Origin of the sequence: Gordonia jinghuaiqii (genome assembly GCF_014041935.1) — a bacterium.
In the GTDB taxonomy this organism is placed as follows: Bacteria; Actinomycetota; Actinomycetes; order Mycobacteriales; family Mycobacteriaceae; genus Gordonia; species Gordonia jinghuaiqii.
Genome location: NZ_CP059491.1, coordinates 1,044,633 through 1,067,773, shown reverse-complemented (window position 1 = coordinate 1,067,773; position 23,141 = coordinate 1,044,633). Strand labels below are relative to the sequence as shown.

Here is a 23,141-nt window from a genome sequence, read left to right as displayed (position 1 = left end):
ATGGCGCTGTCAACATTTATTGACAGCCCTCACCCACGAGGTCCGCGCCGGACATGCCGCAGTCGTGTTGCGCTTCCCCCGGCAGCCGGGCACGAAAGCAACACGATCCCGCGGGGAACGGGCAGATTCAACCAGCAGATCGGGCGAGCTCACGGCAGCCGGAGAGCACGCTCACCCACGTCACTCGTTCTGGATCGATTCGCTGATGTTCATCCGCGCCGCACGGACGGCCGGCACGAATGCGCCGATGAGGCACAATGCCACCGCGATGCCGATGAACAGCAATGCCGATGGTCGCGGTGAGTAGATCACCGTCAACGAGGTTGTGATGCTGAGGATCTCATTGCTGAGCAGATGCATCAGGGTGCCCAGCACGGCTCCCAGCACCGAGCCGACCAGCGCCACCGCACCCGCCTCCGCGAGGACCATGCGCGAGATGAACTTCCGTGACGCACCCATCGCACGCAGGACGCCGAGCTCGCGGCGTCGTTCGAGAACCGACAGCAGCAACGTGTTCAGCAACGCGATCGCCGCCGCACCCGCGACGATCCATTGGATCGCCACCGCGAAGGCGCCCGCCTGTTGCACCGTTGCCTGCGTCGCCTTCAAAGCCTCGGCGCCACTGTAGACACTGATCGGCTTGTTTCCGGTGGTCTGGATGTCGGCGACCAGCAATTCCAGCTGCCGCTGAATCTGTTCCGGATCGGCACCCGGCGCAGTGATGACCTGCAGATAGGTGTCACCGGCACGGTCGTACCACTCCCCCAGCAGCTCCTGCGACATCGCCGCGACCCCCGAGTCCAGCGACACATAGTCGACGGTGTCGCGCACCACGGCCTGCCGCGGCCCACTCGGCGTGGCGAGTTCCACCGTGTCCCCCGACGTCACATCGAGAACGCGCGCAAGCACATTCGACAGCAGGATGCCGTCGCCGGCCAGAACCTGCGCCACCGCCTCGGGAGATGCCTTGCGCATGAACGGGGCCCGCGAATCGGGCTCCAGGCCCTGTACGTTCGCCTTGCTCTCACCGATGTTGACCGCAGCCCACTGGCCGCCGACGACCTCGGTCACGCCCGGCACCGCCGCGACCTCCCCGGCCAGCGACGCCGGCAGGATCGGCCCCAGCGGAAGACCCGCCGCCGACGACGAGGACACATAGAAGTCAGGGTCGCCCAGACCGTCGAGCGATTTCGACATCGACGACACCAGGTTGTCCAACGCACCCGAGGTTCCGATGCCCACCGCGATCGCCACCGCGACCGTCATGAGCGTCGCCCAGGCACGTCGCGGCGCCCGCTCGGTGTTCACCGACGCCAGCCGGCCGGGTCCGGCGAACCAGCGTGCGACCCGAACCACCGCCCACGACAACGGCTTCGACACCGCGAAGCAGACCAGCAGCGCACCGACCAGGTAGAAGACCCCGGCGAGGATGGCCGGCCGCCCCGGGACGGTGGACACGATGACCCAGGCCGCGATCACTCCGGCGACACCCACCACCCCGGCGACGACCACCGCGGGACCCCGGCGGGCAGCCGAGTCGGACACCTCGACCGGCGCCATCGCCTCCACCGGCGACACCGAGAACACCGACCGCGCCGCGAGCGTCGTCGCCGCCACACAGGCCAGCACGCAGGCGATCACCGCCACCGCCGGCGCATACCCCGGCAGGTGATAGTTGATGACCGTGCCCACCGTGTCGGGCGGCGGCTCGGGCAGGCTGCTGATCACTGCCCGCCCGGCGAGGATCCCCAGCGGGATGCCGAGGACACCGCCGACGAGGCCCATCAGGGCGGCCTCGCCGAGCATGTCGCCGACGAGGTGAGATCGCTTGCCCCCCAGCGCCCGGATCATGGCGAGGGATCTGCGCCGCGAGGCGACCGCCATGTTCATGGTGTTGAACACCAGGAACGCCGCGATGACCAGCGACACCAACGAGACCAGCAGCGTGGCGTCACGGGTCACCGAACTCGCGACCTCGGCCTGCTTGGCCCGGAAGTCCGGATCGACCACGACGGCACGGCCGTCCACGATCCCTTCGATCTCGGAACGCACCGCACCGACATCCGCCCCCGGCTCGGTGACGATCAGGATGGAATCGAGCCGGCCCTCGAGTCCGACGAGGCGCTGCGCCAGATCGACGTAGGCAAAGATGAAGCGGCCGTTGTTGAGTCGCGCCGCCTGCTCGTTGTCGATGACCTCGAGGACTTCCACCTCGACGCCACTGACCGTCAGCTTCTGGCCACGTTCCAGGCCCAGCCCGGGTCCGGCGAACACCCCGGTGCGGAGACGGTCGACGTCGATCGTGCCGGACTGTTCCTGCGCAACGGCCGCACGCAGGTCGCCCGACAGCTGGGTCACCCGCTGATCGGAGCCGAGCAGCGGAACCGACGAGTCGTCGATGACCACCGATCCCCGGATCATCGGCACGACGGCCTTCGCGCCGTCGACATCGCGCCGGATCTCACCGGCCAGCGACTGGTCGACGCCGGACGAGGTGATGCCGGCGACCTCGATGTCGGCGGTTCCCGACACGGCATTGTTGAAGTCGCGCACCGACTCCGACGTCGAACCGTAGGTCCCCAGCACCGCGATGAGCAGCGCCGACGAGACGACCACCACGGCGAGGGAGGTGAACAGCCGCAAGCGGTGGGTCCGGATCTCCCGGAGGTTGAGCAACCGGATACGGGTGAGACCGGCGATCAGGGCTTCGACGCGGCCAGGCTCCGCACTCCCCCGCCGGTCTGACGGGACATCGCCGGGCACTAGGCGATCTTTCCGTCGCGCACCGTGATCGTGGTGTCGGCGACCTCGGCGGCCTTGGGGTCGTGGGTCACCATCATCACGAGCCGGTCGGCGGTGTCGTGGGCGACCTCCGAGAGCAGCTCGAGCACCGATTCGCCGGTCTTGGAGTCGAGGTTTCCCGTCGGCTCGTCGGCGAGCAGGATGGTCGGGTCCATGATCAGCGACCGCGCGATCGCGACACGCTGCATCTGACCACCGGACAGCTCGGACGGCCGGTGGTCGACTCGGTCGGCGAGCCCCACACGCGCAAGCAGTTCGACGGCACGCGGTTTGGCCTTGCGCAGCGACTGGTTGTCCAGCAGGCGCGGCAGCGCGACGTTCTCCCACGCCGACATCGTCGGTACGAGGTTGAAGAACTGGAAGACGAAGCCCACCCGGTGACGCCGGAACTCCGACGCGGCGGTGTCGTCGAGTCGGCCCAGGTCGACCCCGTCGATACTGATCCGACCCGAGGTCGGCGTGTCGAGCGCGCCGACGACGTGCAGCAGAGTGCTCTTTCCCGCTCCGGAGGGACCGACCACGGACACGAACTGTCCGCCCTCGATCGAGAGATTCAGGCCGTCGAGGGCGCGGACACGTTCCTCACCCATCTGGTACTCGCGCACCAGGTCGACCGCTTCGACCAGCGCACCACGGGGTTCCACCGACATCCCCGGATCGTAGCCCACCCGGGGTTGCGGGCCGGGTCGGGTCAGTGTGTCCAGCGACCCGTCGCGAAGAACTCGTCGAGCACATCCTGCGCCGGGGACAGGTCGAAAGACTGTGCAGCGAGCCATGTGTCGTCGAAGTAGGTGGTGGCGTAGCGATCCCCGTGATCGCACAGCAGCGTCACGACACTTCCGGCGGTACGCGAGGCGACCATCTCGGCGACGAGTGAGAACGCGCCCCACATGTTGGTGCCCGTCGATCCGCCGACTCGTCGGCCGAGGAGGTCACTCACCCGGCGTGCTGTCGCGATCGACGCCTCGTCGGGGACCCCGATCATGCGGTCGATGACCTGGCTGATGAACGACGGTTCCACGCGCGGGCGACCGATGCCCTCGATCCGTGACCCGACCTCACCGGTGAGTGATCCGTCGGCGGTCTCATAGGCCGGCAGGAACACCGAGTTCTCCGGGTCGACCACCGCGAGCCAGGTGTCGTGCCGTCGATAGCGCACGTACCTCCCGAGGGTTGCCGAGGTCCCACCCGTACCCGCTCCGACGACGATCCAGGTGGGGATCGGATGGTCCTCGTCGGCGAGCTGCGCGAAGATCGATTCGGCGATGTTGTTGTTGCCGCGCCAGTCCGTGGCACGTTCGGCCATCGTGAACTGGTCGATGAAGTGTCCGCCGAGCTCGGCCTCCAACCGAAGCGCCTCGGTGTACACCTCGCCGGGATGGTCGACGAAATGGCAACGCCCGCCGTGCCGTTCGATGAGGGCGGTCTTCGCCGGCGACGTGGTCCTGGTCATCACCGCGATGAACGGGACGCCGATCAGTTCGGCGAAGTATGCCTCGCTGACCGCCGTCGACCCCGACGACGCCTCGATGACCGGTGTGCCGGAGACCACCCAGCCGTTGCACAGCGCGTACAGGAACAGCGACCGTGCGAGCCGGTGCTTGAGCGAGCCCGTCGGATGTGTGGACTCGTCCTTCAGATACAGGTCGACGCCCTCCTCGCCACCGGGGCCCGACCAGCGCGACCAGGCGGGCAGCGCGACGCGCAGCAGGTGGGTGTCGGCACTGCGACGCGCGTCCGCCTCGATCAGGCGGACGGCGTTCTGCGCCCAGGCGCGGTCGGCACGCCGGTCGACGACCCGCGTCGGCCTCATCGGACCCCGGCCGACGTCATCGCCGTGCCGCCGGAATCAGTTGTCGCCACGGAGGCGGGACTGGAGGTCGTCGTGCTTGGAACGGCGACTCGCCTCGAGCGCCGCGATCTCGCCGTTGACCTTCAGACGCAACGTCTTGAACAGCACCATGCCGAGTGGCAACGCGATCAGGACGCCGAAAACGGCGGCCACGAGGAAGGGCACCTCGACACCGACCAGGCGGCCGCCGAAAAGGATGATCGCCGCGACCGCGACAACGAGGAGCAGCCTCGCAAACGTGTAGGCGAACAAGGCGAGCGCCAGAGTCATCGGACGGCCACCCGCGGACGGGGTGGGGTCTCTACGGGCAGTGTCTTTCCGGGCAGCGTCATCGGAGTCTGCGATCGGGTCCAGCGGTTCACTCACGCCTCCAGCGTACTGGGCACCCGTCGCCGCCCCGCAGGTCGCAGGGCTTTGCACGCTCTTTACCTCCCGCTGACGGTTCGAGTACCTGGGCGATTTGCGTGTATTCATGAAGAACTCGTCCATCACGTTCCGAGCCGCATCGCCTCCACCGGCGCACCGACCGGGCACTTAAGCACCAGGAGGAATCGTGACCAGCATCGAACCCGCAGCACAGGCGGCCTATATAACCCCGGGCCTGGCAAGCCAGCACACCCTGACTCCCGGCCAGGTGGCCGCCATGTTCAACGTGAACCCCAAAACCGTCGCCCGGTGGGCCAGTTCGGGCATCCTCGGTTCCATCCGCACGCCGGGTGGTCATCGTCGCTTCCGCGAGGAGGACGTCGTCGCACTCCTCAACCGTCGCACCCACTGACCTCGCGACCACTCGCCGGATCGCTCGCTCCTGGCGGAACCGGACTCATCCGGCCGGTCCGGATCGGACACCGGACGGCGGAGATCTCACCGGCCGATCTGCGACTCACGTAGGCTGGTCGTCGGGAGGTTGCCATGACTTATCTGTTCGCCGTTCTCGGTCTGCTCGCCATCGGTTTCCTGATGTGGCGAGCCTTCGGACCGCAATCCGACGGCACCGGCGACGCGCCTCCGGCCGGCGGTCACCGCGGGCGCACCCGAGGCCCTGTCGGCCCCGACGATGATCCCGATTTCCTCCGCGACCTGGACAACAAAACCCGCGGAACCAACGGCACCGACGGCGACGAACTCTGACGCGTGACGCCCGCCGATCAGCCTGACACCGGATTCAGAATGCCTCTTCGGAACATACCCAAGGGTAGGGTAAGGTCCATTCCACCATTCACTCCGCGAGGGCTGATCCGAGAGAAGGCGCCGTTGAACCCGGGACGATCTCCGCATGGGGCGTCGACCGATGACGACCAGAGTTTCGCCGAGAAGATCGGTTACCTGTTCGAACACAGCCGTGACGAGAACGGCATCCGCTACACCGGGAAGAAGATCGCCGAGAAGGCGAACCGTCTGGGCTACTCCCTGTCCGACGCCTACATCTCCCAGCTGCGTACCGGCAAGGCCCGCACCCCGTCGTTCCGCACGGTCGAGGCCATCGCCCGCGCCTTCGACGTGAGCGTCACCTACTTCCTGTCCAACCCCGACGAAGATCTGGAACGCGTACGGCAGCAGCAGAATTACGTCGAGATGCTCCAGATCACCGGGAGCCATCTGTCAGGTATCGACATGGGTTCACTGAGCACCGGCACCATCGACGCCCTGATCGATCTGCTGAAACTGGTGAAGTCGCAGGCACTCGCCAAGCAGACCGAGACGGCGACGACCGACGTTCCCGGCTGACGTCGACTCGGCCGGCTCCGACTCGGCCGGCTCCGGCTCAGCCGGCTCCGGCTCAGCCGGCTCCGGCTCAGCCGGCTCCGGCTCAGCTGGTCCCAGGCTCAGCTGCCCCGACCCCGAAAACCCGGATGACCACCCCCGCAGATGTCGCGGAGGTGGTCGGCTGCCGTTCGGGGTGGTCTACAGGCCCGCGTAGGAATGCAGGCCCGACACCACCAGGTTGATGATGAACAGGTTGAACAACATCGCCACGAAGCCGGCGACGTTGATCCAGGCCGCGGCGTTGTTCCGCCAGCCGGCCGTCGCACGTGCGTGCAGATAGGCCGCGTAGATCACCCAGGCGATGAACGACACCGTCTCCTTGGGGTCCCAGCCCCAGAATCGGCCCCATGCCGCCTCGGCCCAGATGGCTCCGCATATGACACCGAGTCCGAACAGCGGGAAACCGATCACGACACACTTGTAGGCCAGCCGGTCCAGGCTCTCCGCCGACGGCAGGTGTTCGACGATGCGTCGCACCGCGCCACCGATACCCGGACGGCTCGCCAGGGCCGCGGACTCCTCGGGCGTCGACGCCGCCCACCGGAGCTTGGCCAGGTACAGGATGCTCGCGACGCCGGAGACCAGCAGGATCCCCGATGAGACCGAGATGATCGACACGTGGACGGCCAGCCAGTAGGACTTCAGGGCGGGCACGACGGGTGCGGCCTGCGTGTAGAGCCAACGGCCTGCGATGAACATCAGCAGGATGACCGGCAACAGCACGAAGGACAGCAGCGGACGATGCTCGCGCTTGCGCAGGATGATCAGGCCGGCAATGACGCCCGCGGCACACGTCATCGAGATGAACTCGTACATGTTGCCCCACGGCGCACGCTCGGTCGCGATGCCGCGCAACACGATCGAGCCGATGTGGGCGGCGAGTCCGACGACCACGACCGGCAGCGCCATGTTGCCGAGCTTCTCGCCCAGGGTCCGTCGCGTCGGACCTTCGAGGCGGCCCGGGACACGCGGTTGCTCCCCGGCGGCGCCGGTAGTGCCGGCGTTCACCAGTTGCTTCTCTTCGAGGCGCCGGCCACGAACGGCGGCGAGCGCACCGAGGAACAGGATGACCGCGACGACGTAGATCGTGATCGCCGTGCCGAACAGCAGATCGGAGTACCGCGCGAGCGTCTCGTCGATCGGCATCGCGTCGACGGGAAGTGCGGTCGTTAGGACGTTCATGTGGTTCCTTTCGCCGGCTGCTCAGAGCCGCCGGGTCGTCCGCCGAGAGACGGCGTCGCCATCGGCGACGAGATCGGCCGCCTGCTCGTCGAAGCCCTCACCCCAGCCGGCCTGATCGGTACGAGCCAGCCCGGCAATCTCTACTACAGTACGTCGTTGCGAATCGCTCCGGTCACCGTCGTCGGTGGTGGTGGCTTCGGCGGCGGTGGTGACAGGGACCGGAACCAGCCGCGCCCAGATACGCCGGCGCCGGATCAGCAGCGACACGAGCAGCCCGCCGAGCATCACCACGGCGCTGACGAGCACCCAGACCTGGGCGGGGTCGTGCGAGACCTGAACCGACACCCAGCGCTCGTAACCGTCGAAGGTCACCGTCGTGCCGTCGGCCAGGGTGTGGCTCTGCCCGACCGCGAGGTTGACCTGCGCCTGGCGCTGGAGACGGCCCTGTTCGATCAGCTGCTGGTCGAGGGAGTAGACGTTCTGCGGTTTCCCGGTGTCCAGGCCGGTGTCGCCCTTGAAGATGCGGATGGCGACGAACGGATCGTCGGGCACGGGAGACGACGACGACAACAGCGTCCCGTGGAACGACGCGGTCGGCGCGAACAACCCCTCGATGGCGATCTGGTTCTTTCGGCGCTCGTCGGCGTCGGGGTAGAGACCGGCGGGGGTGTCGAAGCGCGCCGCACCCGAGGACAGCATCGTCTGGAGTTCGTCGGGGACGAACGGTGTGGTCTGCGTGCGCTTCTCCCCGTTGGGGAAGGTGACCGAGAACGTCGGCGCGAAACCGTTGCCCAGCACGTACACGCGGTCGCCGGCCACCCGCAGCGGCTCGTTGACACGCACCGAGGTGGAGTCCCAGCTCGCCGGGTCGCCCAGGTTGTTGACGTTGCCGTCGGCGCCCTCCGCGTAGCGGATCGTCGCGTCGTACATGTCGGGCTGACCGCTGGGCAGGAAGGTCGCCGAGAAATCGTCGACGCGGAAGCAGAACGGCGACAGGTCCGTGCCGTCGACGAGATTCCCCGCGCGGAAGGAGTCGTAGACGGCGGTGGAGGTGTTGCACATCCCCTGCTCGCCGTCGGCGACGAGGCTTCTCGTGCCCTCGTAGCCGTACATCTTGCCGACCGCGATCGACACCAGCAGGGCCAGCAACGCGAAGTGGAAGACCAGGTTGCCGAACTCGCGGAGGTAGCCCTTCTCCGCGGACACCTCGACGCAGCCGTCCGGGTGGGCCTTGGTGGGTTCCCGGACGACCACCTCGCGGCGCCAGCCGCGCAGCCTGCCGTTGATGCGCTCGGCGATCTCCTCCGGCGTGCCGTCGACGGTGTGCGTCACGTGGCGCGGTAGCCGCGACAGATTCCGCGGTGCGGCAACGGGTTTCGCACGGAGGCTGTGGAAGTGCTCGACCATTCGCGGCGTGAGGCAACCGACGAGCGAGATGAACAGCAGCACGTAGATCGCGGTGAACCAGGCACTGGAGAACACGTCGAACAGCTGCAGCCGGTCCATCCAGGTGCCGAGCGTGCCACGGCTGTCGATGTACTCGAGCGTCTTGGTCTCGTTGAGCTCGCGCTGCGGCAGCAGTGCGCCCGGGATCGCGGCGAGAGCCAGCAGGAACAGCAGGAGCAGCGCGGTGCGCATCGACGTCAGCGACCGCCACAGGTTGCGCAACGGCCACAACACGCGGCGCCTGACCCAGTGCGGCTTCGGTGTCCCCGGCTCGGGGGTGTCCACCCGGGGACGGTCGGTCACATCAGTCATCGGTCACATCAGTCATCAGGGAAACACACTCAAATCGGTAGTTCGGTGTCGGTGACGAAGCGGACCTGGACCCAGACGATGAACTGATCCCACCATCCCGTCAGCAGGGCGACGCCGACGGCGATGAGCATCACGCCGCCGACGACCTGGATGGTGCGGGCGTGGTTGCGCAGCCAGCCGAGGCTGCGCAGGGCCCACGCCGAGGAGAACGCGAGGACGACGAACGGGATGCCGAGTCCCAGGCAGTAGGCGACGATCAACGTCACGCCCTTGGCGGCGGTGGACCCCTCGGTCCCGCTGACCGTCGCGATCACCGCCGCGAGTGTCGGCCCGAGGCACGGGGTCCATCCGAGCGCGAACACCGCGCCGAGGAGCGGGGCGCCCACGATGTTGGAGATCCGACGCGGCTCGAGACGCACCTCGCGCTGCAGCGCGGGGACCAGACCGATGAACACCAGACCCATCAGGATGGTGACCGCGCCGCCGATACGCTGCAACAGTTCACGATTCAGGACGAAGGTGCTGGTCACACCGAGGACGGTCGCGGTGGCCGCAACGAACACGACGGTGAAGCCGAGCACGAACAGACCGGCCGCGAGGGCCACTCGTGACCGGCCGCTCTTGATGCCCTCCCCCACCTTGACCGCGGGCGCCTCCGCGCCGACGAGGCCCGCGAGGTACGACAGGTACCCCGGGACGAGCGGGACGACGCACGGCGAGGCGAAGGAGACCAGGCCCGCCAGCACGCATGCGGCGAAGGCCAGCAGCAGCGGTCCGCTGGACACGGTGTCGGCGAAGGTGTCGCCGATCGACGACGCCACGACGACGGTGGAGAGCTCAGGCGACACGGTTCACCCCGAACCCGTCTGCTCGGCCGCGACCCGCTTGACCGTCTCGTCGAGCTCGTTCTCCGAGATGGCCTTGAGGAACACCGCGGCCGGCCGATGCTGCCGGTCCAGGACGATCGTCGTCGGCACCACCGACGTCGGGGTCGTCAGCGCCGCCAGGGAGATGCCGGGGAAGTCGTAGATCGACGGGAAGCCGACGTTGCGGTCGATCACGAAGTCCTTGGCAGACTCACGGTCGTCGCGCAGGTTGATGCCGAGGAACTCGACGCCGTCGGCACGGTTGTTCTCGAAGACGCGCTCGAGGTCGTCGGCCTCGCCGCGGCACGGCCCGCACCAGGAACCCCAGACGTTGACCACCACGACCTTGTCGGCGAACCGCTCGTCGGCCAGCGACAGCGGCGCCTCGGTGACGAGGTCCTCGCCGGTGAGCTCCGCGATCGGCTTGCGCTGCTCGGGGGCGTAGGTGATGACGGTCTGACCGCCCGGCGAGACGAACTGGAAGGTGTTCCCCTGGGCGACCGCGTCGTCGCCGGTGCCGCAGCCCCCGACCACCAGGACCAGGGCCGCCAGCACTACCGGCAGGAGGAACTTACGCACTACTTCAGACCTTCGGGCTCGAGAATGTGGATCCGCTCACGCACCGGTGACCAACGGGTCGGAGGCCCCGGCCGGTTCGGAGTAGATGATGTCGACGAGGGCGTCGTCGTCGTAGATGAGGCTGGTCAGCGAGGCCAGGGAGCACTGGCGGCGACGCGGGTCGTGCCAGAGACGCTGACCTTCGAGGAAGCGGCGCAGCGTGTACACGGGCAGCTGATGGCTGACGCAGACGGCTTCGTGGCCGCGGGCGGCGTCGCGGGCCTTGTTGGCCGCGGCGAGCATGCGGTGCGCGAGCTGGATGTAGGGCTCACCCCACGACGGTGTGAACGGGTCGCGCAGTTTGGGCCAGTGCCGGGGCTTGCTGAGGGCGCCGTCGCCGACGGAGACCTTGAGGCCTTCGAAGACGTTGTCGGCCTCGATGAGTTCGTCGTTGGTGATGATCGAGAGGCCGTGGGCGGCGGCGATGGGCGTCGCGGTCTCCTGTGCGCGTTGCAGCGGGGACGCGAACACGGCCTTGATGTCGTGATCGGCGAGGGTCTCGGCCACCTTGTTCGCCTGTGCGCGGCCGGTGTCGGAGAGCCGGTAACCGGGGAGGCGGCCGTAGAGGATGCCCTCCGGATTGTCGACCTCTCCGTGGCGCATCATGTGGACGATCGTGTGCATCAGGCGTTGTCCCCCGGGGTGGCTGCGGTCGCGGCGGCCTGCGCTGCCGCGGGCAGCGCGTCGGCGATCTGCGAGAAAGCATCCTCGTCGAGTGCCGCGGACACAAACCAGGCCTCGAAAGCGCTCGGCGGAGCGTACACGCCGCGTTCGAGCAGCGCGTGGAAGAACGGCGCAAACCGCCAGGTCTCGCTGGCACCGACACCCGCGTAGTCGAAGATCGGGATGTCGGGGTCGGTAGTGAAGAACACACTCAGCAGGTTGCCCGCCTTCTGCACGCGGTGGGTCACCCCGGCCTCGGTGAGCGAGTCGGTGAGCAGCGTCGCGAGGCGGTCGGCGTTGGCGTCGAGCCTGCGGTAGACCTCGACGTCGGCGTGGCGCAGGGTCGCGAGCCCGGCGGCGACGGCGACGGGATTACCCGACAGCGTGCCCGCCTGGTAGACCGGCCCGGTCGGGGCGAGACGTTCCATGACGTCGGCCCGCCCGCCGAACGCGGCGGCCGGCAGGCCTCCGCTCATGACCTTGCCGAAGGTGTACAGGTCGCCCGCGACGCCTTCGAGGCCGTACCAGCCGCTCGGGCTCACCCGGAACCCGGTCATCACCTCGTCCATGATGAGCAGCGCCCCGTGGCGGCGCGTGATCTCACGCAGGCCGGCGTTGAAACCCTCCACCGGGGCGACGGCACCCATGTTGCCGGCGGCGGCCTCGGTGATGACCGCGGCGATGTCGTCGCCGAACTTCTCGAACGCCTCGGCGACCGCGGTGAGGTCGTTGTAGGGCAGGACGATCGTGTCGTGCGCGGATGCACCGGTGACCCCGGGGGTCGTCGGCAGGCCCAGCGTGGCGACGCCGGACCCGGCGGCGGCGAGCAGCGCGTCGACGTGGCCGTGGTAGCAGCCGGCGAACTTGATGATCTTGGAGCGGCCGGTGTAGCCGCGGGCCAGGCGGATCGCCGACATCGTGGCCTCGGTACCCGAGTTCACCAGGCGCACCCGCTCGACGGGGTCGACGCGGCCGATGATCTCCTCGGCGAGTTCGATCTCGGCCTCGGTCGGCGCACCGAACGACAGTCCGCCCGCCGCGGCCTTCTGAACGGCTTCGACGACGGCGGGGTGCGCGTGACCCAGGATCATCGGACCCCAGGAGTTCACGAGGTCGACGTAGGTGCGCCCGTCGGCGTCGGTCAGGCGACAGCCCGCGGCGCTCGAGATGAAGCGCGGCGTCCCGCCGACCGCCGAGAAGGCACGGACCGGGGAGTTGACGCCACCCGGGATGGCCTGCGACGCGCGGGCGAAAAGCGCGGCCGAGGCGTCGGCGCCGGCGGCGGAGGGGGCATCAGCGGAAGGGGTCACGGCCTACAGTGTTCCAAACGGCACCCGGTGACCCAAATCGCCGCTGGTCGGAGCGGTCTTGAGCGTGACGGGGGCGTCAGTTCGGCGTCATCGCCAAGGCCTTGCGCACCTGTTCGGCGATGGCCTCCTGGCCGCGCTCGTTGGGATGGACGGCACCCGGGCCCGGGGTGGTCATCGGCTCGATCCAGCGCTGGTCGCCCGCGCACGCGTCGTGGCCCTCGGACTCCTGCGACATGTCGACGAAGCGTGCTCCGGTCTCCTGCGCGGCGCGTCGGCCGTAGGTGGTGAGTGCCGTCTGGAGGTCGCGGATCATCGCGACGTCGCCGTCGGCGATGCGCATCTCCGGGTAGCAGCCGATGGTCGGCGGCAGAAGCCACGGATAGCCGGCGAGCAGGATCTCCGCGTTCGGCGCCTCGGCCTTCACGTCGCGCAGGGCCTGACGCACCGCGGGATAGATGTCTTTCTCCACCGGATCGATCAGCGACTTCCCGTACTTGTCGGTGCAGGGCGAACCCGTCAGGTCGGTGGCCGCGACCTCGCCGCACAGTTCGATGGCCCGGCCGTAGGTCTTCTTGTCGTTGCCGCCGATCATCAGAGTGACCACGTCGACGTTCTCGTCGAGGGCGTCGAGTTGCGGCGGGATCCCCTCCTGCTGGGAACCGCGGAAGTCGGCGGTGTCGGCGCCGGCGCAACTGACGTCGGTGAGGTCGTATCCCTCCTCCGCGGCGACGATGTGCGCGAAGTTCTTCGACGACCGCTGACAGTAGATCGGGGAATCCTCCACCAGGGGACCGGTTCCGGTACCCGAGGCGAAGCTGTCGCCGAGGTTGACCAGGCGCACCCGGTTCTGCTCGCTCACCGCCGAACTCCCGGGCGGGCCCTGCGCCGAGGTGACCTTCGCCGGGGACGGTGTCGCGGCCTCCCCCGATGTCCCGTCGCTCGAGCAGCCCGCTGCCGCGAGGGCGACGACCGCGATCGCGACGACCACCCCTCGCGTCGACATGGGCGATCGGCGGCGACCACTGCTCCTGCGTGCGTCCATCCCGCCATCGTGCGTCCGATCCGAGTCGGTCGGCAACCACCACCTGTCCGAGTAGCGTGAACCCGGCAGGGGTGACCCGCCGCCGCGGGGCCCACAGCCGAGCAGTGAGGATGTGAATCCGCATGAGCGACCGCCCAGTTCCCGGCCGGGCAGCAGTTCCCGCCCAGACAGCAGTTCTGGACCCGCAGGCAGTTCTCACCGGGGTGCCCACCGGCCTGTGGATCAACGGACGGTCTACACCCGCCGCCGACGGCGCCACCTTCGAGGTCTACGACGCGGCGACCGAGGAATCGCTGGTGTCGGTGGCCGACGCCGGGGTGGACGACGCGCGTGCCGCTCTCGATCACGCGGTCGCCGCATCCGCCGACTGGGCGGCCACCGCACCTCGCGAACGCGGCGAGATCCTGCGTCGGACCTTCGACCTGCTCACCGACCGGGCCGACGAGATCGCCATGCTGATGACCCTCGAACTCGGCCGCGCCCTACCCGACAGTTGTGCCGAGACCAAGTACGGCACCGAGTTCCTGCGCTGGTTCGCCGAGGAGGCGGTCCGCATCGACGGCCGGTTCTCCCGGGCTCCGGCGGGCAACGGGCGAATCCTCGTCGCCCACCAGCCCGTCGGGCCGTGCCTGGCGATCACACCGTGGAACTTCCCGCTCGCCATGGGCACACGCAAGATCGGGCCGGCGCTGGCGGCAGGCAACGTGATGATCGTGAAGCCTGCGCGCGAGACACCGCTGACCATGCTCGCGCTGGCCGAGGCGTTCGCCGAGGCCGGTCTGCCGCCCGGTGTGCTGTCGGTGCTGCCGACGAGTTCGAGCGGCGAGGTCTCGTCGGCGCTGATCACCGACGATCGGATTCGCAAGATCAGCTTCACCGGTTCGACGCCGGTGGGACGCAACCTCCTCGGCCAGGCCGCCGAGCGTATCCAGCGCACCTCGATGGAACTCGGCGGCAACGCACCGTTCCTGGTGTTCGACGACGCCGATGTCGATGCCGCGGTCGAGGGCGCGTTCGCGGCCAAGATGCGCAACGGCGGCGAGGCGTGCACCGCGGCCAACCGGTTCCTGGTGCAGTCCGGCGTCGTAGAGGAGTTCACCGGCAAGCTCGTGGAGAAGATGGCGGCGGTACGGATGGGGCCCGGCTACGAGCAGGACGTGACGCTCGGCCCACTGGTGAACGCCGACCAGCGCGACAAGGTCGCCGCGGCCGTCGAGCAGGCTGTCAGCGACGGCGCCCGGGTTCGCCTGGGGGGTGAGCGTCCGGAGGGACGCGGATTCTTCTATCCCGCAACGGTTCTCGACAACGTCGACCCCTACGCCGCGGTGACGCGCGAGGAGATCTTCGGTCCGGTCGCGGTGATCAGCACCTTCGACGACGAGGCCGACGGCATCGCGGCCGCCAACTCGACCGAGTACGGATTGGCGTCGTACTTCTACAGCCGCGATCTCGAGCGCTGTATGCGCGTCGCGGATCGACTGGATTCGGGCATGGTCGGGGTCAACCGTGGCGTGATCTCCGATGCCGCAGCACCGTTCGGTGGCATCAAGCAGTCGGGCATCGGCCGCGAGGGCGGCAGCGAGGGCATCGACGAGTATCTGTCGGTGAAGTACATCGCCCTGACCTGAGGCGTAACGGCCCGATTGACGGTCGTTCGACGACGATTTGACGTTGTTACGTATGTGACTGGTGATGCAGGTGTTATCGATCCGATACCTGTGTGGACGTACTCATCCCTAGACTCGGACACCATGCGCCGAAGAACCCTCATGTCCACGGTGGCCGCGGCCGCGGTCGCCGCGACGGCCTCGGTCGCCATCACATCCGCACCGAACGAGCCCGTTCGGAGCATCGAGAAAACCGCGATCAGTACCGATTTCGGCAGCGTCGACCTGGGCAGTTCCGAACTGGGAACGCCCAACAGCGTCTTCCTGTGGGAGAACCCGGGTGCGCGCTACATCGTCGTGCTGGGCGCGAAGTTCGGCACGCTGGGCCAGACCCCGCAGATCCTGACCCAGCGACTCAATGTCGCCGCGAATCTCGCGAAGAAGCATCCCTTCAACCGCATGATCGTCTCCGGCGGCGACACCCACTGGCTGCCCGTCTCCGAAGCACAGTTCATGAACCTCGGCCTGATCCGACGCGGAATCCCCATGTGGCAGATGGTCAACGAGGGCCGCTCGACCTCGACCGTGCAGAATGCGCAGTACACCGTCGGCATGATGAAAGCGATGGGCGCCTCCGGCGCGGTCATCGTCACCAACGGCTTCCACATGGAACGCGCCATGAAGAACTTCCGCGACGCCGCCAAGAAGCAGGGCGCACGGATCACCTTCCGTCCGGCCTACGCGTAACCGATTCCCCGCGTAAGGGTTTCGTTCCCGCCGGATCGCTTCCCTCCCGCCCATTGGATCCAATCAGCGGGAGGGAAGCGACACCGCGGGAACGTTTTCGGCATTCTCAGGATGTGGCGCCGAGCGAGCCCAGAGCTCGTTTGAGCGGGCCCAGCAGGCCCGACTCGCCGTCCATGTCGGCGGCGAGGTCGCGAACACCGCGGACGACGTCACGATCGCGGTCGACGAGTAGACCGTCGACGCGCTCGTCCAACAGCCAGTGCGCATCGGTTGCCGCGAAAGCAGCGACCGCGTCGAGAACCATCTCCATCCGGCGGACGCGTGAGGGCCCGCGCCTTCGCAGACAAACCACCGGAATCGGTTCTTCACTGTATCCGCGACTCCCCGAATACCAGCCCGGGACCACGGGACGCGGAACTAAGAATCTCCACCCATCGTCAACCAGAAATCGCGACCGCCCGGTTCCGCGCGAGGATGCGCAGAGCATCTCGGCGCCCGACGTGATTGGGCACGATCACGGTCACCAGATCGATCGGTGCGCTCGCCATGCGCGCACCGGCGCCGTCAGGCGGTTCATCACGGGAGTCATGGCGACATCATGCCGGGTGGTTGTGACACGGCGATGCGAACCCGCGCGTCAGAGTCCCATCGAACTAGTGCGACATCCTCTCCGCTGATGCCATGGCGGTCATACTCGGCCGACCGCCACTACGCGTCGGACTCGGCCAGCTGATTCGAGTCGCCGCCCATTCCCGAGGGTTGGGACAACAACCTCTCCCGTTCCTTCGCCACCACCTCACGTGCCAGCTCGGCCTCGGAGATGTCGACGGCCTCGGGCGCGATCTTCGCTATGTCGCTTTCGCGCGCGAAGTCCTGGAACAAGGCGCTTTTGGTTTCCAGGATCTCGGTGATCCGCCGATCGACTCCTTCCTCGCTGAGGAGGCGATGCACTTGAACGCTTTCCAGCTGTCCCATACGGCGGGCGCGAGCGATCGCCTGCCACTCGGTGGTGGGTTTGAGTTGCGGTTCGCAAATCACGACCATCGACGCCGCCTGGATGTTGAGCCCCACGCCACCGGCCACAATCTGTGCGACAAGAACCGCGCCGTGTCCTGCAGCCGAGAATTCGTCGACCATCGCCTGACGACGAGCTGCCGGCACCGAACCGGTCAACGGACCGAACACCTGGCCGGGGAGCGCTGCGGTGACATCCTCGAGCACCTGACGGAAGTGGGAGAATACGATGACCCGCCGTTCGTTCGCTTTCGCTTCGGACACTAGGTCCAGCAGACGCGAGATCTTGATCGACTTGGCACCCCGGGCCATCGCGGCCTGCCGCATGGCCATGAAGTTGCCCTCGCTCACTGCAGATCGATAGGCGGCGAGGTCTGCGGGTGACATCGGGAGCCACTCGTTCACTTCCACCAGGTCGGGTAACTCGGTGAGGACGTCTTCCTGGTTGCGACGAAGATATGCCGGCGCAACCTGCTGACGGAACCTGCGGGGAGAGAGTTCAGAGTCATCGACCGTTAGATCCGGGCGGAGATATTCGACGAGGCTTCGGAACTCGCCGATGCGATTCTCCAGTGGCGTACCGGTGAGGAGAATGGTCCGTGGAACGGCGTCGATGAGCGCAGCCACCCTCCGCGATCGTTGCGCGCTCGGGTTCTTGATGTAATGCGCTTCATCAACAACGACGCAGGCGATGTCGCGAGTGCGGAACGTTTGCTCGTTCAACCAGGCCAGGGTCTCGAAGGTCGTGACCGCAACTCCACCGTCCCGAACCCACTGTCGCAGTGCGGAACCCCGCAGAGGACCGTGAAGTCGGTGAGGGTGCAACGTCGATTTCGCCGAGACCTCGCGCATCCAGTTCGTCACGACAGCAGCCGGGCAGATCACGAGTGAATGATGAAACCCTTTTGCCCGTAGGTGTGCGAGCACCGCGAGGGCCTCGACTGTCTTGCCGAGGCCCATCTCGTCACCGAGGATGACCTTCTTCTGGGTGATCGCGAAGCGCGCCCCGAAGCTCTGGTAGCCGCGCAACGACGCCTGTAGGTACTCCGTGTCGAGCTCCTGCTTGCGCACCGCAGCGATGATTTCCTCGGACAGATCTCCGTGGATCTTGGTTTCGTCTTCGACGACCAGTCCGAGTTCGGAGAGCATGGCGAAGTAGTCGGCCGGTCGGGCAAGGAAGTCGTCCCATGGATCCCGCGCGGAACCGCCGGCTTCCTCGACCTGCTGCTGGTAAGCGCACACCGAGACTGCCTCGTCGACGAACGCACGCGAGGTACCCCGCCCCTCGCCGAACACAACGAAGCACTCGGGCCTCGCCCCCAGCTTCGGGATCAGCGGGGCCAGCGACCGCGCCGCCGCGATCTGCCCCTCGGTGGGCTTCGTCTTTCGATAGACATCCCAGCGCGCGAGCGCCGACAGCAGTGACGTGGTGTGCTGCTCACGACTCTTGATGTCGATACGGACCGGCATGTCGTCGTAGACGGTCTGCCAGAGGGTCTGGGCGGCACCCCGGATGTGCTGTGCGCTGGTCTTACCGATGCCCGGCAGCGACTCGAGGGAATTCGTCTGTCGCAGCACCTCTCGCACCGTCGTGATACCGGCGTCGGTCAACGCAGACACCCGCAACCGGTCCCGCGTCGCTTCTCGGAGTCGCTCGACCGGCATTTCGCGAATGAGTTTTTCGGTCTCGGCCCGTCGAACACCCGTCCCTGCATCGAGAGCTGCCTTTCGGGCAGCAGCCTCAAGCTCAGCAGCCTGGGTGACCGAAGCAATCGCCGCAGGTAGTTCCTTCGTCACGGCGGCGCTGATGAGACCAGCCGCACTGAGGCTGGGCCAACGAGCGGTCAGGCCCACCAAGTCACTTGTGGCGAGATCGAGGTCGTGGACCTCCACGTCGCCGACCGGGTTGGACAGCTCGCTCAGCTGGTCCGCAATCCGTGACTCCTCGATCCACGTGTTAAAGCTTTCCAGCGCCCCGCTGGCTGTGACAGCGGTTGCGCGGCGTGTCGGGCCGGCGAAGAATCGGCGCGCACCGAGAAGGACCTGCGCATCACGAAGGGCAGCGGCCGCGTCACCGGTGAGTGCAGCGATCGCCTGTTCGGCGTCGGCGGCCAGCGGAGGTAGCTGCGTACGCCGCGCGATCGCAGTCAGCGCGGCAGTGTCCTGCGCGAAGAGGGGTAGAACCCGTACCACGCCGGAGTGGCCGCTCGGGGCGACGACGCGTGCAAAGAGTGCGTCTAGCGCTGCGGCGCCCTCGTCGGCAACCTGCCCTCGAACCGCGGTAACCGTCTCGGCCTGCTGGATCGTGTGCCGGACCGCATCGGACATTGCCCGGATGCGATCGCGTTCGACTCGTCTCAATTCGCTACTACCTCGCTCTACGTCGAGGTGAGGATATCCAAGCGCCCTGACCACTCTGAAGCTCCCTGACCGCCGTAGGGCCTAACCAACGCGGCTAGGCTTGGCCGTCGACGTGGAGGATGAAGTTGCTGCTCGAAGATCTGAAGGCCGGCCTGCGGATACAAGGTGTGATTCCCGGCCAGGTTGTCACAGTCCTCGCCGCCCAGGCCCACGGCGCCGACGCTGTCGAGCTCACCTACAAGACCACCTCCGGCGGGCTGGGACAGCAGGTCGTCTTCCGCAAGGACGGAGGCTGCCCTGTCGGTCGCAACCAGCGGCAGTCGGGCGTTCGACGCGCCGGCGGCGGACTTCAAGCTCGTCGCGGAAGTTCAGCGAATCCAGCTGGCGGGACTCTTCGACCCCATGCTCGCCGTCGCGACCAGTGATGTCCGTCCCCTGCCGCATCAGATCCGTGCTGTCTACGGTGCACTCCTGCCTCGCACCCCCTTGCGTTTCCTTCTCGCGGACGATCCGGGTGCAGGCAAGACGATCATGGCAGGCCTGTACATCAAAGAGTTGGTCCTTCGTGACGACGTGCACCGGTGCCTGATCGTCGCGCCTGGCGGCCTGGTTGAGCAATGGCAGGACGAGCTGTACTTCAAGTTCGGGTTGCGGTTCGAGCAGTTGACCACGCAAGTCTTCGACAGCCCCGTCGACGTCAATGCCTTCGATAGCCATCCGCTGCTCATCGCGCGAATGGATCAGCTCTCTCGCAACGAGCAGCTCCAGAAGCAACTCAGAGAAACCGAATGGGACCTGATCATCGTCGACGAGGCGCACCGGATGGGTGCCCACTACTTCGGCAACAAGGTCGAGAAGACCAAGCGTTTCCTGCTCGGAGAGATGCTCGGCACCATCACCCGCCACTTCCTCCTGATGACCGCCACTCCCCATTCCGGCAAGGAGGAGGACTTCCAGCTCTTCCTGAGCCTGATCGACCGCGACCGCTTCGCAGGCAAGAACAGCAAAACCGCGAACACGGACGGCATCATGCGCCGCATGGTCAAGGAAGACCTGCTGACATTCGAGGGCAGGAAACTCTTCCCCGAACGCATCGCCCAGACCGTTCCGTAGGAACTCACCGAACGCGAGTACGACTGTATGAAAAGGTCACCGCCTATGTCCGAGAGGGCATGAACCGAGCCGACCGGCTCGATGGCAAGCGCAAGAACACAGTCGGGTTCGCGATGACCGTGCTCCAACGGCGACTCGCATCGAGTCCCGAAGCCATCTACCAGAGCTTGCGACGGCGCACCGCCCGCCTCGAACGGCGCAAGATCGAAATTCAGAACGGTACGTTTCGCGAGGCGGCCCCGCTCATCAACGAGGACAGCATCTACGCCGACGACCTCAACTCAGAGGAACTCGAAAACCTCGAAGAATTGTTGCTCGACTCCGCCACCGCGTCGCAAACCCTGGCGGAACTGAACGCCGAGCTCGCCGAGCTCGCCGAGCTGACCGGGGTCGCCCGGCAGGTGCGCGATTCGGGGACGGACCGCAAGTGGGCAGAGCTGTCGACGATCCTGCAGGACCACGCACTCATCGTTGACAGCAACGGCGTTCCTCGAAAGTTGATCGTCTTCACCGAGCACCGCGACACTCTCGAGTACCTCCAGCGCAAGATCGGCGCACTCTTCGGCCATGCCGGAGCGGTTCGGGCAATTCACGGCGGTGTCCGTCGTGCAGATCGACGGCGGATCACCGATGAGTTCACCAAAGACCCCAGTTGCCGGATCCTGATCGCCACCGATGCTGCCGGCGAAGGCCTCAACCTCCAGGCTGCACATCTGATGGTCAACTATGACCTGCCCTGGAACCCCAACCGCATCGAACAGCGCTTCGGGCGAATCCATCGCATCGGACAGGAGGAGGTGTGCCGCCTGTGGAACATCGTCGCGCACAACACACGTGAGGGCGAGGTGTTCACGCGGCTCCTGGACAAGATCGACGAGCAGCGGAAGGCTTACGGCGGCAAGGTCTTCGACGTTCTCGGTGAAGCGTTCACCGGAACACCGCTTCGTGAACTGCTGAAAGAGGCAATCAGATACGGCGACCTGCCAGAAGTTCGGTCAAAGATGGACGAGATCATCGATCAAACGGTGGGCGAAGGCCTGACCGAACTTCTCGACGAGGGCGCCCTCGCTGCCGAGCATCTGACAGATGCGGACTTGGCGACGTTGCGCACAGCCATGGGCGACGCGCACTCGCGGCGGTTGCAGCCTCATTACATCGAGCTAGCGTTCAAGACCGCGTTCGCCCGTGTCGGTGGACGCACCGTCCGGCGCGAGCAGGGTCGGTACGAAATTCCCGTTGTGCCCCAACATATCCGGGCAGGAAAACACGGTCCGATCGCCAGTCACTATCAGCGTGTGTGCTTCGACCTCTCCCGGGTGAAGCCCGACAACCTCGCCCACGCAGATCTCCTCGCTCCGGGTCATCCTCTTCACGACGCCATGATGGAGAGCGCCATCCATCAACTTGGTCGGGCCCTAAACACCGGAACCGTTCTCGTCTCCCGCGATCTCGAACAACCCCACCTGCTTGTCGGAGTGATCGAGGAGGTGGTCGATGGGACCGAGACCTCCGTGGCGCGTCGCTTCGGCTACGCGTATGTCGACAGCCAAGGCACGGTTACCCCCGCTGGCCCGGCTCCCTACTTGGATTGTGCTGCGGCACCTAATGTTCCCTCGGTCGATCACGCGCGGGCGCTGCCGTGGCTCGGGGAAGCCGAAGACAAGGCGACCAGCTGGATCGTCTCCAACCGTCTACCGGAGTATCTAGCCGAAGTTCGCCCACGCCGCGCGGCTGAGCTCGCCAGGACCAGGACCCTTGTCACCGAGCGGCTGTCCGCCGAATCCGAGCGTCTACTCCTCGACGCGACGGCCGCCGCGTCGAAGGAACGCGCAGGAGAGCTGCCCAGGGAAACCTCAGAGAGCCTCAAGCGGAAGGCTGTCGAGATCGATCGCCGTCTGCGCGAACGTCTTTCGCTCCTCGACCAGCAAGAGCACATGAAGACCAAGCCTCCGCGACTGCTCACCGCAGCGCTGGTCCTCCCCCTGCGGATGGTCGAGAACGATCTACCTCCGACTGCTCTCCTGCAAGCCAGGGACGGCAGCGCGGTCGACCGGCGCGGCGTCGAACGCGTGATCGCCGCTGAGCGTGCGCTCGGACGCAACCCCGTCGTGCAAGGTATCCAGAGCTCTGGCTACGACATTCTCTCCATCGACTCCAGCGGCACCACCTACCGGATCTCGGTGAAGGCCGCGGTGTACGGCACCACCGACATCTTCGTCTCCCACAGCGAAGTCATGGTCGGTAAGAACGTCGGCCCCGACTATCGCTTGGCCCTCGTGCTTGTCCATCCGGACCATCTCGGACGCGACGAGATCCGATACGTCGAGAATCCTTTTGAGCACACGAATCTCGGCGACTTCGAGAGCACCGGGGTTCGCGTCGACTGGAACAAGAGCTGGGTTAAGGGCAGCCACCCGTTCTAGTCAACCGACGCGGTCG

Annotated in this window: 18 protein-coding genes and 1 pseudogene; 6 read left to right on the top strand and 13 right to left on the bottom strand. The window is 66.8% G+C overall.

Annotated features, from left to right (window positions below):
* Positions 1-180: 180 nt before the first annotated feature.
* The 4 genes from H1R19_RS04715 to H1R19_RS04700 are packed head-to-tail and all read right to left on the bottom strand — an operon-like array spanning position 181 to position 4,924.
* The gene (locus H1R19_RS04715) at positions 181-2,763 is read right to left on the bottom strand and encodes an FtsX-like permease family protein (protein WP_219850688.1); all 2,583 of its coding nucleotides are present in this window, start codon (positions 2,761-2,763) and stop codon (positions 181-183) included.
* Positions 2,763-3,452, bottom strand: a complete 690-nt coding sequence (locus tag H1R19_RS04710) for an ABC transporter ATP-binding protein (RefSeq protein ID WP_188329647.1) — start codon at positions 3,450-3,452, stop codon at positions 2,763-2,765. Before H1R19_RS04710 ends, H1R19_RS04715 begins: the two co-directional genes overlap by 1 nt.
* A 41-nt stretch (positions 3,453-3,493) precedes the next feature.
* Positions 3,494-4,615, bottom strand: coding sequence for an L-cysteine desulfhydrase Cds1 (gene cds1 / locus H1R19_RS04705; protein ID WP_219850687.1), 1,122 nt, complete (start codon positions 4,613-4,615; stop codon positions 3,494-3,496).
* A gap of 36 nt (positions 4,616-4,651) precedes the next feature.
* A complete protein-coding gene (locus tag H1R19_RS04700) occupies positions 4,652-4,924 on the bottom strand; it encodes a DUF4229 domain-containing protein (protein WP_188329746.1) in 273 nt (90 codons plus the stop codon).
* Between the two features lie 283 nt (positions 4,925-5,207).
* Between H1R19_RS04700 and H1R19_RS04695 the strand changes: the two genes are divergently transcribed.
* From H1R19_RS04695 to H1R19_RS04685, 3 genes are all read left to right on the top strand, one after another.
* Positions 5,208-5,432 carry a BldC family transcriptional regulator gene (locus H1R19_RS04695; protein ID WP_219850686.1) on the top strand — a complete coding sequence of 75 codons (225 nt, stop codon included), beginning with the start codon at positions 5,208-5,210 and terminating at the stop codon, positions 5,430-5,432.
* A 134-nt stretch (positions 5,433-5,566) separates the two neighbouring features.
* A complete protein-coding gene (locus H1R19_RS04690) occupies positions 5,567-5,785 on the top strand; it encodes a hypothetical protein (protein ID WP_219850685.1) in 219 nt (72 codons plus the stop codon).
* A gap of 123 nt (positions 5,786-5,908) precedes the next feature.
* Positions 5,909-6,382 carry a helix-turn-helix domain-containing protein gene (locus H1R19_RS04685; RefSeq protein ID WP_188329643.1) on the top strand — a complete coding sequence of 158 codons (474 nt, stop codon included), beginning with the start codon at positions 5,909-5,911 and terminating at the stop codon, positions 6,380-6,382.
* Between the two features lie 177 nt (positions 6,383-6,559).
* Here the strand turns inward: H1R19_RS04685 and ccsB are convergent, their stop codons facing one another.
* The 7 genes from ccsB to H1R19_RS04650 form a co-directional block, all read right to left on the bottom strand.
* Entirely contained in the window at positions 6,560-7,603 is a 1,044-nt protein-coding gene (gene ccsB, locus H1R19_RS04680; RefSeq protein WP_188329642.1) for a c-type cytochrome biogenesis protein CcsB, read from the bottom strand.
* Positions 7,604-7,624: 21 nt separating this feature from the next.
* Positions 7,625-9,361, bottom strand: a complete 1,737-nt coding sequence (gene resB / locus H1R19_RS04675; protein ID WP_188329641.1) for a cytochrome c biogenesis protein ResB — start codon at positions 9,359-9,361, stop codon at positions 7,625-7,627.
* A 29-nt stretch (positions 9,362-9,390) separates the two neighbouring features.
* On the bottom strand, positions 9,391-10,209 hold the full coding sequence (locus tag H1R19_RS04670; protein ID WP_188329640.1) for a cytochrome c biogenesis CcdA family protein: 819 nt from the start codon (positions 10,207-10,209) through the stop codon (positions 9,391-9,393).
* Positions 10,210-10,212: 3 nt separating this feature from the next.
* Positions 10,213-10,806, bottom strand: a complete 594-nt coding sequence (locus tag H1R19_RS04665) for a TlpA family protein disulfide reductase (protein ID WP_219850684.1) — start codon at positions 10,804-10,806, stop codon at positions 10,213-10,215.
* A gap of 36 nt (positions 10,807-10,842) precedes the next feature.
* Entirely contained in the window at positions 10,843-11,469 is a 627-nt protein-coding gene (locus H1R19_RS04660) for a histidine phosphatase family protein (RefSeq protein WP_188329638.1), read from the bottom strand.
* Positions 11,469-12,818, bottom strand: coding sequence for a glutamate-1-semialdehyde 2,1-aminomutase (gene hemL / locus H1R19_RS04655; protein ID WP_188329637.1), 1,350 nt, complete (start codon positions 12,816-12,818; stop codon positions 11,469-11,471). Before hemL ends, H1R19_RS04660 begins: the two co-directional genes overlap by 1 nt.
* A gap of 76 nt (positions 12,819-12,894) precedes the next feature.
* Entirely contained in the window at positions 12,895-13,860 is a 966-nt protein-coding gene (locus H1R19_RS04650; protein WP_219850683.1) for an SGNH/GDSL hydrolase family protein, read from the bottom strand.
* A 122-nt stretch (positions 13,861-13,982) separates the two neighbouring features.
* Between H1R19_RS04650 and H1R19_RS04645 the strand changes: the two genes are divergently transcribed.
* Both H1R19_RS04645 and H1R19_RS04640 read left to right on the top strand, forming a co-directional pair.
* Positions 13,983-15,488, top strand: a complete 1,506-nt coding sequence (locus tag H1R19_RS04645; RefSeq protein ID WP_219850682.1) for an NAD-dependent succinate-semialdehyde dehydrogenase — start codon at positions 13,983-13,985, stop codon at positions 15,486-15,488.
* Between the two features lie 123 nt (positions 15,489-15,611).
* Positions 15,612-16,214 carry a YdcF family protein gene (locus H1R19_RS04640; RefSeq protein ID WP_188329635.1) on the top strand — a complete coding sequence of 201 codons (603 nt, stop codon included), beginning with the start codon at positions 15,612-15,614 and terminating at the stop codon, positions 16,212-16,214.
* A gap of 106 nt (positions 16,215-16,320) precedes the next feature.
* Here the strand turns inward: H1R19_RS04640 and H1R19_RS04635 are convergent, their stop codons facing one another.
* Complete coding sequence (locus tag H1R19_RS04635) at positions 16,321-16,518, bottom strand: hypothetical protein (RefSeq protein ID WP_219850681.1); 198 nt, start codon at positions 16,516-16,518, stop codon at positions 16,321-16,323.
* A gap of 404 nt (positions 16,519-16,922) precedes the next feature.
* Positions 16,923-19,556 carry a DEAD/DEAH box helicase gene (locus tag H1R19_RS04630; RefSeq protein ID WP_244970873.1) on the bottom strand — a complete coding sequence of 878 codons (2,634 nt, stop codon included), beginning with the start codon at positions 19,554-19,556 and terminating at the stop codon, positions 16,923-16,925.
* Between the two features lie 158 nt (positions 19,557-19,714).
* Here H1R19_RS04630 and H1R19_RS04625 point away from each other — a divergent pair.
* Positions 19,715-23,125: pseudogene (locus H1R19_RS04625) on the top strand (helicase-related protein).
* The last annotated feature ends 16 nt before the right edge of the window (positions 23,126-23,141 follow it).

Excerpts from the sequence above, each read along its gene's own strand:
- resB (WP_188329641.1), bottom strand. The coding sequence starts at position 9,361 with ATGACTGATGTGACCGACCGTCCCCGGGTGGACACCCCCGAGCCGGGG.
- H1R19_RS04640 (WP_188329635.1), top strand. The coding sequence starts at position 15,612 with ATGCGCCGAAGAACCCTCATGTCCACGGTGGCCGCGGCCGCGGTCGCC.
- H1R19_RS04650 (WP_219850683.1), bottom strand. The coding sequence starts at position 13,860 with ATGGACGCACGCAGGAGCAGTGGTCGCCGCCGATCGCCCATGTCGACG.
- ccsB (WP_188329642.1), bottom strand. The coding sequence starts at position 7,603 with ATGAACGTCCTAACGACCGCACTTCCCGTCGACGCGATGCCGATCGAC.
- H1R19_RS04635 (WP_219850681.1), bottom strand. The coding sequence starts at position 16,518 with ATGGTTCTCGACGCGGTCGCTGCTTTCGCGGCAACCGATGCGCACTGG.
- H1R19_RS04690 (WP_219850685.1), top strand. The coding sequence starts at position 5,567 with ATGACTTATCTGTTCGCCGTTCTCGGTCTGCTCGCCATCGGTTTCCTG.
- H1R19_RS04630 (WP_244970873.1), bottom strand. The coding sequence starts at position 19,556 with ATGTCCGATGCGGTCCGGCACACGATCCAGCAGGCCGAGACGGTTACC.
- H1R19_RS04645 (WP_219850682.1), top strand. The coding sequence starts at position 13,983 with ATGAGCGACCGCCCAGTTCCCGGCCGGGCAGCAGTTCCCGCCCAGACA.
- H1R19_RS04700 (WP_188329746.1), bottom strand. The coding sequence starts at position 4,924 with ATGACTCTGGCGCTCGCCTTGTTCGCCTACACGTTTGCGAGGCTGCTC.
- H1R19_RS04710 (WP_188329647.1), bottom strand. The coding sequence starts at position 3,452 with ATGTCGGTGGAACCCCGTGGTGCGCTGGTCGAAGCGGTCGACCTGGTG.
- H1R19_RS04660 (WP_188329638.1), bottom strand. The coding sequence starts at position 11,469 with ATGCACACGATCGTCCACATGATGCGCCACGGAGAGGTCGACAATCCG.
- cds1 (WP_219850687.1), bottom strand. The coding sequence starts at position 4,615 with ATGAGGCCGACGCGGGTCGTCGACCGGCGTGCCGACCGCGCCTGGGCG.